This is a genomic window from Lentibacter sp. (genome assembly GCF_965658795.1).
In the GTDB taxonomy this organism is placed as follows: domain Bacteria; phylum Pseudomonadota; class Alphaproteobacteria; order Rhodobacterales; family Rhodobacteraceae; genus Lentibacter.
The window spans coordinates 220,999-234,889 of sequence record NZ_CBFHTG010000001.1 but is presented as its reverse complement, the minus strand read 5'-3'; the positions used below and the strand labels follow the sequence as shown (position 1 = coordinate 234,889).

The following is a 13,891-nucleotide window of genomic DNA, read 5'->3' as shown; positions in this document are numbered from 1 at the left end:
ATGCTCCTGATCACGATGCCTTGTGTTGCGCTCTCTATAAGTGATCCATACGGTGCTGTTCAACCTTTGGCACACGCCCGAGCCGCGAAAGGCGCCCAAATTGCACAGAAGACGTGAAACAGCGATTTTTCCCGTCGAACCTCTCCCCCGCCCACGATAGGCTTTCCCCATGACACAAGATCAAATTATTCTGTTTTCGCTGTTTGGCGGCGTTTTTGCCCTCTTGCTCTGGGGCCGCTGGCGCTATGACCTTGTCGCCTTTGCTGCGCTCATGCTCGGCGTTGTCCTTGGTGTCGTGGAAACCAAACACACCTTTGACGGCTTTGGCCACCCTGCCACCATCGTTGTGGCGCTTGTTCTGGTTGTGTCAGCAGGGCTTGTGCGCTCCGGCGCGATCTATCTGATCACCCGCACACTCGTTGACAGCACCCGCTCGCTTGGCACGCATATCGCCATCATGGGAAGTGTCGGCGGCATCCTCTCGGGCTTCATGAACAACGTGGCCGCGCTGGCCCTGCTGATGCCTGTCGATATCCAGACCGCGCGCAAGGCGGGCCGAGCGCCGGGGCTTTCCCTGATGCCACTCAGCTTCGCCACCATCCTTGGCGGCATGGCAACCCTCATCGGCACACCGCCCAATATCATCATCGCCTCGATTCGTGGTGACGCCGTGGGCGAGCCTTTTGCAATGTTTGACTTTTTACCTGTTGGCGGCCTCACGGCCATCGCAGGCCTGCTCTTCGTCGCACTGGTCGGCTGGCGGCTCATCCCCAACCGTGATGACGCGCTCAAGGCCGTTGGCGACATGTCCGCCTATATCGCCGAGCTGACTGTGCCCGACGGCTCAAAGCACATCGGCAAACGTCTGGCCGAGCTTGAAGACGCCGCCGAGCAAGCCGATGTCGCCATTCTCGGCCTCATGCGGGATGGCAAGCGCCGGTATGGCGCGGCGCGCAACTCACTCTTGCAGGCCAATGATATCATCGTGCTGGAAGCCTCCCCCGATGCGCTTGATGAGTTCCGCGCCACACTTGGCCTCGCCTTTGCCGACAAAGAGCGCGAAGAGCGCCTCAAAGCCACCAGCGACGGGCTCGACCTCGTTGAGGTCGTGGTCACAGCCGAAGCCCGCATCGCGGGCAAAAGCGCGCTCAGCGTGGGCCTCTCGTGGCGCAAACAAACGGTGCTCATGGGCATTTCCCGCGAGGGTCGCCGCATCACCAGCCAGATCCGCAAAACCGAAGTCCAGCCAGGCGACATCCTGCTGCTGCTCGTGCCCAAAGGCAGCGGTGCCGAAGTCACAGACTGGCTCGGCTGCCTGCCCTTGGCCAACCGTGGTCTGGCTGTCACCCAAGACAGCAAGACATGGCTTGCCATTGGCCTTTTTGGGGCGGCTGTGGCGGCGGCCTCTGTCGGGATCGTCTACCTGCCCATCGCCCTTGGCATCGTGGTCGTGTCCTACATTCTCTTCAAGATCCTGCCCCTGTCCGAGCTCTATGACCATATCAACTGGCCCGTGGTTGTCCTGCTCGGCTCGATGATCCCGCTCGGCGCGGCCTTGGAGAATTCGGGCGGCACAGAACTTCTCGCAGGCGCGCTCCTCACCTTCACCGAGGCCATGCCCCCTTGGGCCATCCTGACTGTTCTGATGATCGTCACCATGACGCTCTCCGACGTGCTCAACAACACAGCCACAACAATTGTTGCAGCCCCCGTCGGCATCGAAATGGCACGCGTGCTTGAGGTGTCCCCCGACCCGTTCCTCATGGCTGTCGCCGTGGCGGCCAGCTCGGCCTTCCTCACCCCGATTGGCCACAAGAACAACACCCTCATCCTCGGCCCGGGCGGCTACCGCTTTGGGGATTACTGGCGCATGGGGCTACCACTCGAAATCATCGTGGTCGCTGTCTCCATCCCGCTGATCCTCATCTTCTGGCCGCTCTAGAAGCGCACCAAGCCGCTCTTTCTTTTTGCCCCAAATATCCCGGGGGTCTGGGGGCAGCGCCCCCAGCCGGTCGGATTTGGCCTCGCCAAATTCGACATCCTTAAAGAGGCCAGAGCAGTGGAATAAGCGCCGAGGCCAACAGACCAACCGACAGGTTCAGCGGAATACCAACGCGCATAAAATCGGTAAATTTATAGCCGCCGGGGCCATAGACCAACATGTTCGTCTGATATCCGATCGGCGTGGCAAAAGATGCACTCGCCGCCACCATCACCGCCACAATCAAAGGGCGCGCATCAATCCCGAGCGCGTCGGCGACCCCGATCGCCACAGGCGTGATCACCACGGCCACCGCATTGTTGCTCACCAGTTCCGTCAACACGGAGGTCAGCAGATAAATTGCCCAGATGATCAGAAACGGCGGCAAGATCGACAGCACAGGCGCAATCGCCGCCACGATCATCTCAACAGCCCCAGTGGCCTGCAAAGCCGCCCCGATCGCCAACATCGCAAAGATCAGGGCCAGAAGACGCCCATCCACAAAAGAAAACGCCTCTTCCGCATCAATACAGCGCGACAAAAGCACAATCGCCACAGCCAGAATGGCCAGCAGGAAAATCGGAGCAACACCAAGCCCCGCCAAAGCGACAAGCCCCACCATCACCGCCAGCGCCAAGGGCGCATGGCCGCGCCGATAGGCCCGCGCTTGCGGCTGGTTCACCTCCACAAGTTCCATATCCGCAGCAAGGCGGTGAATGTCATCTGGCGCACCTTCAAGCAGAAGCGTATCCCCCACCCGCACAATCAGCTCGTCCAGCTGGCGGCCGATGTTCTGGTTGCGCCGGTGCACCGCCAGCGCATAGACGCCGTAACGGCGGCGCAGGCGCATCGCGCCAAGCTGACGCCCCACCATTCTTGCCCCCGGTGTGATCAGCACCTCAACAGTCGTCGTTTCCACAGCTGAAACCTGATCCACCCGCTTGAGTTCCTTGTTGCGCTGCAAGCTCAACAGCTCTGTCATCTCCGTGCGCAAAACCACACGGTCGCCCACCTGCAATGTCACACCCGCCAGATTGCGGCGCAGCGAGGCATCCCCGCGCACAACATCAATCAGGCGCACGCCATCGCGCTTGAACAGCTGAACACCCGAAACCTCCCGCCCGATCAGGTTGCTCTCGGGCGGGATCACAGCTTCGGTGAAAAACTTCATCTTGGAGCGGTTGCTCAGCAAGCTTGCCATACTGTCACGCTCAGGCAGCAAAAGCGGCGCAATAAAGCGCAGATAGATCATCCCCCAAATCACCAGCGCAATGCCCAGCGGCGTCACCTCGAAAATCGTAAACGCCGCCTGCCCGTTGGCCCGCGCAACACCGTCCACCAAAAGATTGGTCGATGTCCCGATCAGCGTGAGCGTGCCGCCCAAAATAGCGGCGTAAGACAGGGGGATCAGCAGCTTTGAGGCCGAAAATCCCATCGTCTTGGCCAGTTGGACAAAGACAGGGATCATCACCACCACCACAGGCGTGTTCGAGACAAAGGCCGATGCAATCACCACAAACCCCATCAACAGCCCGATCGCGAGAGCCGGATTGGTCGCCGCGAGCTTGTCGGCAACGCTGGTAAAGGCCTCAAGCGCCCCCGTGCGCACCAAGGCCCCCATCACAATAAACATCGCGGCAATCGTCCATGGCGCGGGGTTGGCCAGAACCTCGAGTGCGTTGTCATAAGGCAAAAGCCCCAACGCCAGCATCAAGGCCGCGCCGGCTATCGCCACCACCTCGGCGGGGTATGTCTCACGCACAAACAGCACAAACATCCCGACAACAACGCACAGCGTCATGATCGCCGATGCAGTCTGGCTCAGTTCGAAGAATCCCATGTGGCTCTACCCTTACTCACTCGTCACTCATTGTCGCGCTCAAGACCTTGCGCCGCAAGCACTTCTGTATCCTGTAGGAGCTGCAAAAACATGCAGAAAAGATCAGGCCCGGTCCCCTCGGCACGCATGATGCCAAAATCATACGTCCCGCTTAGGGCTCTGCCGGCTGCAAACGGCCACCAATACGGATCGGCGACACTTTCAGCGCCTTGCCCGTTCGATCATCTGTTTCCACATAAACACCCGACAGCGTGGCCTCCTCATTGGCAGGGGTAAAGCGGCTCTTGGGCATCCCTGTCACAAAGCGGCGCATCGGCTCGGTCTTTTCCATCCCGATCACGCTCAGATAATCGCCACACATGCCAGCATCCGTCATATAGGCTGTGCCCTTCGGCATGATCTGCGCATCGCCCGTCGGGACATGTGTATGCGTGCCCACAACAAGGCTCGCGCGCCCGTCACAGAAGTGGCCCATAGCCATCTTCTCAGAGGTCGCTTCACAATGCACATCCACAACAGCCGCCTGCACAGCGCCGCCCAGAATATGCTTCTTCAGAACCATATCAATCTGCCCGAAAGGGTCTTCAAACGCGCGCTTCATAAAGACCTGTCCCAAAACCTGCGCCACCAGTACTTTGCGCCCGCGCCCGTCCTGAAACACCCGTGCGCCTGCACCGGGCGCATCTTTGGCAAAATTCACAGGCCGAATGATGCGCGGCTCCCCGCCAATGAATTGCAACATGTCTTTCTGGTCAAACGCATGGTCGCCCAGCGTCAGGCAATCGACCCCTGCCTCAAGCAGCGCCTTGGCATGTTCGCCCGAAAGCCCCATGCCGTTGCTGGCGTTCTCGCCATTGACCACAACAAAATCAAGGCCCCAAGCCTCACGCAGGCCCTTGAGCCGCTCGCTCACAGCGCGGCGCCCAGCGCGGCCCATGACATCGCCTAAAAATAGAAGTCTCATAGCGCACCCATAGGCCGCAGACGCACCTTATGCAATCTCGTATCGCGCCTCATAGCGCACAGGAAAGTTGACAGACCGCGCGATAAAACACACCTGCGCGATCTCGTGATGCAGCGCCTCGGCCCGCGCCATGTCCGTTCCCGCCGCCACCGTAATCCGCGGGCGCAGCGTCGCGCCCACAAAGCGGCCGGCTCCGGTTGGGGCGCTTTCACCATGGCCCAAAGGGTCGTCTTCATAGCCCGAAACAAGCACCCCCGCCTGATGCGCCAGATGCAAATACCACAGCATATGGCAGGCCGAGAGCGCCGCGATCAACATGTCTTCAGGGTTGTGCAGGCTTGGGTCTCCGCCCAAAAGCGGATCATTGGAGCAGGCAATCACAGGTTTGCCCTCGGTGCGCACCTCCCAAGAGCGTTCATAGCCCTTGTAGGTTTTATTGCCTTGGCCAAGGTTGCCCGTCCAGACGATCTTGGCGCGAAAAACATGCGTCTTCATCCCGAACCCCTCTTTCTTTTTGCTAAAAATATCCTCGCCGAAGGCGACGCGCTTTTCGGGCGCGGGGTGGGCGGGTGGGCGCGCCTGAAAAGCGCGTATCAGACGCTGATAATCCCGCGCTCTGTCACAATCATGTCCAAGGGCTGGTCTGTCGCTTCAAGCGGCAGGCCCTCGGCCTCTTGAGCCGCAAAAGCAAAGCCGATGGCCAAGGTTGCGCGCTTGGCGCGCAAGCCCTCCAGCGTGCGGTCATAAAACCCGCCGCCATAGCCCAGCCGCCCGCCGTTGCGGTCAAAAGCAACCAGCGGCACAATCAGAATTTCGGGTTCAAAATACTCAAGCACCGCAGGCACCATCGCCTTGAATGGCCCTTGAACAAGCGCACAGTCCGGCTCCCAGCGCGCAAACTTCAGCGCCGCTCCCGCCGCCTGAATGACAGGCACCCCGACAGGGCCATGCGCCGCCGCCTCTTCCATGGCAGACAGCGGGTTGATCTCTGTCCTGATCGGCATGAACCCTGACAAAGGCACACCGCGATAGCCTGCGAGAACTTCTGACAAATACCCAGCCTGTGCGGCGCTGGCGGCCTCAAAAGCCAGTTTTCGCCGCGCAAAGGCTGCTTGGCGCGCAGCCGCCTTGGCCGCGAGCAGATCGCTCATACCAGCACCCAAGCGGCCAAGCCGAGAAAGGCAAAAAAGCCGACAACATCCGTCACCGTGGTGACAAACGCCCCTGACGCCAGTGCAGGGTCAACGCCCGCTTTTTCCAGCGCCACGGGGATGACCGTCCCCGCCAGCCCTGCCACCACAAGGTTGATCACCATCGCCGCCGCGATAACCCCGCCCAACACGGGCGAGGAGAACCAGAAGAGGCACACAAGCCCCATGACAATGGCAAAAATTGTTCCGTTCACCGCGCCCACAAGCACTTCACGGCGGATAACCCGCCAGACGTTGGAGCTGGTCAAATCCTTGGTCGCTATCGCCCGCACGGCCACGGTGAGGCTCTGTGTGCCCGCATTTCCGCCCATCGAGGCCACGATCGGCATCAAAACCGCCAGCGCCACGAAATCCGCAATAACAACATCAAACTGCGCAATCACAAGGCTCGCCAGCACCGCTGTGACCAGATTGACCGCCAACCAGGGAAAGCGCTGCTGCGTGGTGTTGATCACACGGTCCGTCAAGCTGCCTTCGCCCACACCCGCAAGGCGCATGATGTCTTCTTCGTGTTCCTCATCCAGAACCGCCATGGCGTCATCAATGGTGATCACACCGACAAGGCGGCCCTCATCGTCCACAACAGGCGCTGAAATCAGGTGATACTGGTTAAAAGCATAGGCCACATCGCCCTCATCCTGATCCACAGGAATGATCTGGAAGACCTCTTCGGTCAGCTCCATCAAAGGCAGCTTGCGCGGTGCCCCCATGATCCGCCCCAGCGTGACGTTGCCCACAGGGTGCATCCGCGGGTCCACAAGCACCACGTGGTAAAACTGGTCTGGCAGGTCTTCAGACGAGCGCATGAAATCGATCGCGTCGCCCACAGTCCAATGCTCGGGCGCCGCGACAACCTCGCGCTGCATCAAGCGGCCCGCAGATTCTTCGGGGTAGCTCAGCGCCTGGCGGGCAATGACGGCGTCGGCATCATCCAGAGCATCGAAAATCGCATCTTGTTGCGGCTGCTCAAGGTCTTCGAGAAGATCGACAACATCATCTGACTCAAGCTCGCGCACCGCCACAGCCAAGACTTCGGGCCGCAGCGCGCTGATGACATCCTCACGAATGCTCTCGTCAAGTTCCGACAGGATATCACCGTCAAACTCGACGCCATAAAGCTCGATCAGCGCATAGCGGTCCGCCGAGCTGATCTGCTCCAGCATATCGGCAATATCCGCCGCATGCATCGGCTCCATGAGCGCAATAAGCTCATCGCGCGCGCCAGCTTCCACAGCCTCAAGGACCGTCGCCACATCGCGGCGGCTCAGCTCGTAAGCTTCTTCATCAGGCTCTACTGTCTCAAAATCTTGGTCGCTCAAATCTGCCCCCGTTCGCTTGAGGGCAATCTAAGCCCTTGTGAGCAAAGGGGCAATCAAGGATTTAAAGATCAGCAGCGCCCGCGCTTTGCCGCCAGCATCATAACCCAGTTGTCATTGGGCCCGCGCACAACCGCAATATCGCGCGCTTTGGGCTTGAGCATGTTCTTTCTGTGCCCCGCCGAGTTTGCCCAAGCTTGCATGACTTCCGCGCTGCTTTGCTGCCCTGCCGCCACATTTTCGGCCACCGTGCAAAAACGGTATCCCGCCCGCTTGGCGCGTTTGGCAGGGGTCGAGCCGTTTGAGCCCGTGTGCGAAAGCTTACCGCTCTTGGCCATATCGGCCGCGTGCTTTTCTGCGGCCTTTTCCAGCTCGGGGCTGATATCCAGCGCATGAAGCCCGTTCTGGGCGCGCAGATCATTGACCATTTGCACCACATCGCGTGCAGGCTGCGATGCCCCCGCAGAGGCCATCAAACAGAGCGCCGCAGCGCCAAGTGTCATTTGCAAAACCCGCATTCTCAACTCTCCATAATTTTTAAAGCCAGCTGTCTCTGACGCGTAATAATACCTGCCAAGTCGATGTGTGGCATAGCGCCATCCTGCACAATATGGCGCCCGTTCACAAACAAATCCTTAACCTTGCTTGGCCCAGCCAGCAAAAGCGCCGCAGGATCCCAGCTCCCCGCGCTCTCGATACCGCCTGTGTCCCACACCGCAATATCGGCGCATTTGCTCACGGCAATCTGGCCACAGTCAGGCCGCCCAAGCACCTCTGCTCCACCGCGCGTGGCAATCTCCAGCGCCTCGCGCGCGCTCATCGCATCCGCACCATTGGCCACCCGCTGCAAGAGCATGCTCTGGCGCGCTTCCGCCATCATCTGGCCGGCGTCGTTGCTGGCAGATCCATCCACCCCAAGCCCGACGTTGACACCCGCGTCGCGCATCTTGCGCACAGGCGCAATCCCCGAGCCAAGGCGGCAGTTGGAGCATGGGCAATGCGCCACTCCTGTTCCAGATCGTGCAAACAAATCAATCTCTTGCCCGTCAAGCTTCACGCAATGTGCATGCCAGACATCAGGGCCTGTCCAGCCGAGATCCTCGGCATATTGCCCCGGGCGGCAGCCGAATTTCTCAAGGCTATAGGCCACGTCCTCATCATTTTCCGCCAAATGCGTGTGCAGCATCACGCCCTTGTCGCGCGCCAGAATGGCCGCATCGCGCATCAGCTCACGGCTCACCGAAAAGGGCGAACAGGGCGCAATCCCCACGCGCACCATGGCCCCGTCGCGGGCATCGTGGTGGGCATCGATCACACGAATACTGTCCTCCAGAATGGCGGCTTCCCGCTCCACAAGGCTGTCAGGCGGCAAACCGCCGTCGCTTTCGCCAATGCTCATAGCCCCCCGCGTCGGATGAAACCGCAGGCCGATCTCCTGCGCAGCCGCAATCGTATCATCCAGCCGTGACCCGTTGGGATAGAGGTAAAGATGATCAGAGCTCATGGTACAGCCCGTCAGCGCCAGCTCGGCCAAGCCCACTTGTGCAGAGACAAACATCTCCTCGGGGCCAAACTTTGCCCAAATCGGATAGAGCGTTTGAAGCCAGCCAAACAGCAGCGCGTCCTGCCCCCCGGGCACAGCGCGCGTGAGGCTTTGATAAAGGTGGTGATGCGTGTTCACGAGGCCGGGCGTCACAACGCAGCCTTTGGCCTCAAGCACAGCCCCCTGCGTGCTCAGACCACGGCCAACAGCGGCAATCTTTCCATCGCGGATCAGGATATCCGCACCAGCCAGCTCTTCGCGGCTGTCGTTCATTGTCAGGATATAGTCCGCATTGCGGATCAGCGTTTCGCGCATGATGGCACCTCATTTTGGCGCCCTCTCATGTTCAACCTGTCGCGCTGGAAAAGGGCCAAGAAGCACGAACAGGCTACGTATACGCGAAAACAGAGCGCGCGCAAAGAGCGCGGATCAGCTCACGCGTGACAAAAGCTCAAGCGCAGCCTTGTGCTGCGCGGCACTAGCCGCAGCCAGCACGCGCCCGCCCTCATGGGCTTTGCCGCCCTGCCAATCGGTCACAATGCCGCCAGCGGCTTCAATCAGCGCAATCGGCGCACAGACGTCATAGTTTGACAGGCCCGCCTCGATCACAAGGTCGATATGCCCCGCCGCCAGAAGCGCATAGGCATAACAATCCATACCATAGCGCGTGAGCTTGGCCTGCCCTGCGACGCTGTCAAAGCCAGCCCGCTCGGCTGCGCTGCCCACTTCAGGAAAGGTGGTAAAGACAATCGCCTCCGAAAGAGGCCGGCTCGGGCGGGCCTTGAGCGGCTTTGCGCCCTGTGGCCCCCGCATCTCGGCCAGGCCGAAGCCCCCGAGAAACCGCTCGCCAATATAGGGCTGATCGATGATCCCGAAGATCGGCCCCGTGGCATCGCAGATCGAAATCAAAACGCCCCATGTCGGTGTGCCAGACAGAAAGGCGCGTGTGCCATCTATCGGGTCCAGAACCCATGTCAGCCCTGTTGTGCCCGCGCTTGCGCCATATTCCTCGCCGACAATCGCGTCATCAGGGCGGCGCTCGGCCAAAATCGCGCGCATCGCGCGCTCGGCGGCTTTGTCGGCCTCGGTGACAGGGTCAAACCCTGCCTCCAGCTTGTTTTCCGCATCCAAGCCTGCGCTGCGGAAATATGGCAAAACAGCCTCACGCGCGGCATCTGCCAACGCATGGGCTGTGCGAACCAACTCATCGGAATTATACTGCACGACAAACGCCTCCTGATGCCGCGGTTATGGCGCAGCATCGCCCGAAGACGCAAGCCTTGCTTGGCTTAAGCGACGTCGCTGAGCACGCGTGCCAGCTCAAAGAGCCGTTTGCGCTGGTTCTCAGGGATCGCATAATAAGAGCGGATCAAGTCCATGGCCTCTTTATCGCCCATCAAATCGGCAGGGATGCTCTCTTCTTTCGCCTGAGGCGCGCTGGCGGCCTCCATAGCTTCAAAGAAGTAGGCAACAGGCACATCCAACACTTCCGAGATGTCCCAGAGCCGCGATGCGCTGACGCGATTCGCGCCTGTCTCGTATTTCTGGATCTGCTGGAACTTGATCCCGACTTTTTCAGCCAACTGCTGCTGTGTCATTCCCACAAGCCAACGGCGCTGGCGCAGGCGCTTGCCAACATGAACATCTACCGGGTGAGCCATAGTCTACTCCTCAATCAAGCTTTGCACACGATGTGGCTGACCGTCCAAGACGAACAGCGCCACCGTGGCTTATATACTCGGCGCACCATCAAGGCGCACACCATTTACACAATCAACATTTCCTGTGACACTATGTGCCCTCGCAAAGACTATCGCATAAAGCTAAACAAATCCTTGCACACACGCATTACGCGTTTTGAACCGCCTTTTGTCAAGCTTCACGCTCAGGCAGTTTATTCTCTTTCGCTTTTCCGCTTAATCCGAGGCAGGGTCAAGCGCTGTGCTTTTTAGTTTACCTCCTTGCCGCGTCAAGGCAAACAAAGGGTGACGTTAAGGTATCTGTTGAAAGGATCGAGCCCATGACAAAGACCACAATGCGCGCTTTGCGCTGTCTGGCCAAAGACCAGTCTCCCGAAATCCAACAGATAGAGCGCCCCGAGCCCGCCCAAGGCCAGCTGCGCATCAAGATCGCCGCCTGCGGGCTTAACTTTGCCGACCTGCTGATGGTCAAAGGCAGCTACCAGGACACGCCCCCCTACCCGTTCACAATGGGTATGGAAGTGGCTGGTATCATTGATGCGCTCGGAGAGGGCGTCAGCGGCCCTGCCGTTGGCACGCCCGTTATGGTCTTTGGCGGCCAAGGGGGTTTGGCCGATTATGCCTGTTTTGAGGCCGCGCGCGTCACACCGCTGCCCGACGGGGCCAATATGGCCGAGGCTGCCGCCCTGCAGGTCGCCTACGGCACCAGCCACCTCGCACTCGGATATAAGGCCGGCCTCAAAGCAGGCGAAACACTTCTCGTGCTTGGCGCGGCGGGCGGCGTTGGCCTCACAGCTGTCGAAATCGGCAAGCACATGGGCGCGCGCGTCATTGCCTGCGCCCGTGGCGCCGACAAGCTCGCCGTGGCCAAGGCCGCAGGCGCAGACCACCTGATTGATGCCGAAACCGACGATATCCGCGAAGCCGTGCGCGCCCTTGGTGGCGCCGATGTGGTCTATGATCCTGTCGGCGGCGATCAGTTCAAAGCCGCCATGCGCGCCTGCAACCCTGAGGCGCGCCTGCTCACCATCGGCTTCGCCTCAGGCGACGTGCCCCAAGTGCCTGCCAACATCCTGCTTGTCAAAAACCTGACGGTCATCGGCTTTTACTGGGGCGGCTACCTCGCGTTCAAACCCTCGGTTGTCACAGACAGCCTCAAAGAGCTTGTGCGCTGGCACGCCGAAGGCAAAATCAAACCCCACGTCAGCAACACCCTGCCGCTTGAACAGGCTCTCGACGGCATGGAGCTTTTGCGCAGCCGCAAATCCACAGGCAAAGTGGTGATCACGCTCTAGCAGCTGCGCGCAGCCATATCCGCATGGCCTGCGCAAAACTGCGTAAAACCCGACAAAATCGCATACGGTAATGCTTGAAAAAGAGTTGCACCTCACCGATATTCACCAAGAGGGCTCTGTGAACAGGCAGAGCCACATAACGCCTATGCAACTTCGGAGGCTTAAATGGCAAATTTTGACACCGTCCATTCCGGCGCACGTCCCAACGACGCCGCAATAGACCAAGGGCTTCGCGCCCACATGAACAAGGTATACGGCCTCATGTCGGCCGCGCTCCTTGCGACTTTTGCTTTGGCCTACATCGTGGCCCAAAGCCCGGCTGCACAGCAAGTGCTGCTGGTTCCCCCCATCGTATACGCGGTCATCTTTGGCCCACTGGCTTTTGTGCTCGTCGCAAACTTCGCGTTTGAGCGCCTCAGCGTCGCCAGCATCAACATGATCTTCTGGGCCTATGCCGCCCTCACGGGTGTTTCGCTCTCCGTGATCTTCATCATGTTTTCCATGACCAGCGTGATCATGGGTCTGCTCTACACGGCGGTGGCCTTCCTTGGCCTCAGCCTCACAGGCTACCTCACCAAGCGCAACCTCGGCCCCATCGGCCAAGTGGCCACAATGATGGCTTGGGGTATTGTCGCAATCGGCATGTTCAGCTTCTTCACAGGTGGCATGGGTGCCAATGGCGCATGGTGGATGAACCTGGCAATCCTCGGCGTCTTCGCCGTGCTGACAGCCACATCAACGCAAGACATCAAGAACACATACCTCGGCGCCCGCCAGCACGGTGGCCAAGAGGCAGAGCTCTTCCTTGAGAAAGCCGCCATCATCGGCGCGCTGCAACTCTACATCAGCTTCATCGCGATGTTCCGCTCGATCATGTTCCTCTTCATGCCGCGCGACTGAGCTTAGCTTACACACAAACAGACAGGGCCAGACACTGCGTCTGGCCCTTTTCTTTTGTCTGTTGCGCCTCGGCCAAACCACATCGGCCCGCGGCGACAACGCTCTGACCTTCAGTAAGATTTGATCGCCGACACCATCACATCGGCGGCATAGTCGCGCCCATAGGCCACCACAGCGATCGACTTTGCCGCGCCAGCCGCCAAGCTCTTGCGCAACAGCATCCCTTGCGCCTTGAAGGCCGAAAACGGAATGCGCACAACTGACCAGTCGTCCCCCGCCTCAAACGGCGCTTGGTAGAAGTTCCACGGCAGCACAGTGCCGCCTGTGCGGACATGAACGAAGTATCCTTGCCCGTTGCCGCGCACACGCAGCTCAAGCCCCTCAGCGCCCTCTGGCAGCGCCTCAGGCAGCATCAGGCGCGCCTGTATGAAGCCACCGTTGTTCTTCGTGCTCACATCCCCCCTCAGCCGCAAGGCCGGCAGGCCATCGACCTGTTCAAAGGCGACAGTGCCGTTTGAGACACCGCCCATCACCTGATCGGAGATAAAGCTCCAGCGCGCCTCGGGCGCGCCGCTAAAATCTTCAAGCATCTGCTCTGCTCCCTGCGCCATGCCACCTGCAAGCCCCAAAAGAATCGCCAAAGGCCCAAGCCGTCTCGTCATCCACTGTCGTTTCATGTTCTTTGGCCCCTTTTTCGTCGCCAAGATATTCCGGGTGCGCGCGCTTACTCAAAAGCTAAGCATGCCGCCCTGCGCAAACAACCACCCCAACGAAAAAGGCCGCCCCCAAAGGAACGGCCCAATCGCGTCAAAGTCAAAACCAAGGCTTACTTGATTTTGCCTTCTTTATATTCAACGTGCTTGCGTACAACGGGGTCATACTTACGAACGGTCATTTTTTCCGTCATTGTACGTGCGTTCTTTTTGGTCACATAGAAGTGGCCTGTGCCTGCGGTCGAGTTCAGGCGGATTTTGATCGTGGTTGGCTTCGCCATTGGGCTTCTCCTGCGGCTGGGCAGGCGCAGTGCGCGCGCAACCCGTGAAATCTCTTGAAGCCTGCCTTTTAAGGACATGCACGCCCGAGTCAACCGCAAAGCGCGCCTGTCTGAAAGTTTTGCTTTGCACGAGGCCCCGAGTTCCCG

General features: G+C 59.7%; 14 protein-coding genes. 3 read left to right on the top strand and 11 right to left on the bottom strand.

Going from position 1 to position 13,891, the window contains the following annotated elements:
- Window positions 1–169: 169 nt before the first annotated feature.
- Window positions 170–1,942: an SLC13 family permease gene (locus ACTG3X_RS01245; protein WP_439109400.1), complete on the top strand. Its 1,773-nt coding sequence runs from the start codon at window positions 170–172 to the stop codon at window positions 1,940–1,942.
- Between the two features lie 100 nt (window positions 1,943–2,042).
- Here the strand turns inward: ACTG3X_RS01245 and ACTG3X_RS01240 are convergent, their stop codons facing one another.
- The 9 genes from ACTG3X_RS01240 to ACTG3X_RS01200 form a co-directional block, all read right to left on the bottom strand.
- Complete coding sequence (locus tag ACTG3X_RS01240) at window positions 2,043–3,821, bottom strand: SLC13 family permease (RefSeq protein ID WP_439109399.1); 1,779 nt, start codon at window positions 3,819–3,821, stop codon at window positions 2,043–2,045.
- Between the two features lie 151 nt (window positions 3,822–3,972).
- The gene (locus tag ACTG3X_RS01235; RefSeq protein WP_439109398.1) at window positions 3,973–4,785 is read right to left on the bottom strand and encodes a TIGR00282 family metallophosphoesterase; all 813 of its coding nucleotides are present in this window, start codon (window positions 4,783–4,785) and stop codon (window positions 3,973–3,975) included.
- 27 nt (window positions 4,786–4,812) lie between these two features.
- On the bottom strand, window positions 4,813–5,280 hold the full coding sequence (locus ACTG3X_RS01230) for an OsmC family protein (protein ID WP_439109397.1): 468 nt from the start codon (window positions 5,278–5,280) through the stop codon (window positions 4,813–4,815).
- Window positions 5,281–5,378: 98 nt separating this feature from the next.
- On the bottom strand, window positions 5,379–5,936 hold the full coding sequence (locus ACTG3X_RS01225) for a 5-formyltetrahydrofolate cyclo-ligase (RefSeq protein WP_439109396.1): 558 nt from the start codon (window positions 5,934–5,936) through the stop codon (window positions 5,379–5,381).
- Entirely contained in the window at window positions 5,933–7,315 is a 1,383-nt protein-coding gene (gene mgtE, locus ACTG3X_RS01220; protein ID WP_439109395.1) for a magnesium transporter, read from the bottom strand. Before mgtE ends, ACTG3X_RS01225 begins: the two co-directional genes overlap by 4 nt.
- Before the next feature lie 68 nt (window positions 7,316–7,383).
- Window positions 7,384–7,830, bottom strand: a complete 447-nt coding sequence (locus tag ACTG3X_RS01215) for a CAP domain-containing protein (protein ID WP_439109394.1) — start codon at window positions 7,828–7,830, stop codon at window positions 7,384–7,386.
- Window positions 7,831–7,832: 2 nt separating this feature from the next.
- A complete protein-coding gene (locus tag ACTG3X_RS01210; RefSeq protein WP_439109393.1) occupies window positions 7,833–9,170 on the bottom strand; it encodes an 8-oxoguanine deaminase in 1,338 nt (445 codons plus the stop codon).
- Between the two features lie 114 nt (window positions 9,171–9,284).
- On the bottom strand, window positions 9,285–10,079 hold the full coding sequence (locus ACTG3X_RS01205) for an inositol monophosphatase family protein (protein WP_439109392.1): 795 nt from the start codon (window positions 10,077–10,079) through the stop codon (window positions 9,285–9,287).
- Between the two features lie 65 nt (window positions 10,080–10,144).
- Entirely contained in the window at window positions 10,145–10,516 is a 372-nt protein-coding gene (locus ACTG3X_RS01200) for a helix-turn-helix domain-containing protein (RefSeq protein WP_439109391.1), read from the bottom strand.
- Between the two features lie 374 nt (window positions 10,517–10,890).
- Between ACTG3X_RS01200 and ACTG3X_RS01195 the strand changes: the two genes are divergently transcribed.
- Window positions 10,891–11,850, top strand: a complete 960-nt coding sequence (locus tag ACTG3X_RS01195; protein ID WP_439109444.1) for an NADPH:quinone oxidoreductase family protein — start codon at window positions 10,891–10,893, stop codon at window positions 11,848–11,850.
- Between the two features lie 165 nt (window positions 11,851–12,015).
- On the top strand, window positions 12,016–12,750 hold the full coding sequence (locus ACTG3X_RS01190) for a Bax inhibitor-1/YccA family protein (RefSeq protein ID WP_439109390.1): 735 nt from the start codon (window positions 12,016–12,018) through the stop codon (window positions 12,748–12,750).
- A gap of 110 nt (window positions 12,751–12,860) precedes the next feature.
- Here ACTG3X_RS01190 and ACTG3X_RS01185 read toward each other — a convergent pair whose 3' ends face one another.
- Window positions 12,861–13,412, bottom strand: coding sequence for a CIA30 family protein (locus ACTG3X_RS01185; RefSeq protein WP_439109389.1), 552 nt, complete (start codon window positions 13,410–13,412; stop codon window positions 12,861–12,863).
- A gap of 164 nt (window positions 13,413–13,576) precedes the next feature.
- Window positions 13,577–13,744 (bottom strand): 50S ribosomal protein L33, encoded by a 168-nt coding sequence (gene rpmG, locus ACTG3X_RS01180; protein ID WP_007799108.1) that lies wholly within the window; start codon window positions 13,742–13,744, stop codon window positions 13,577–13,579.
- Window positions 13,745–13,891 lie beyond the last annotated feature (147 nt).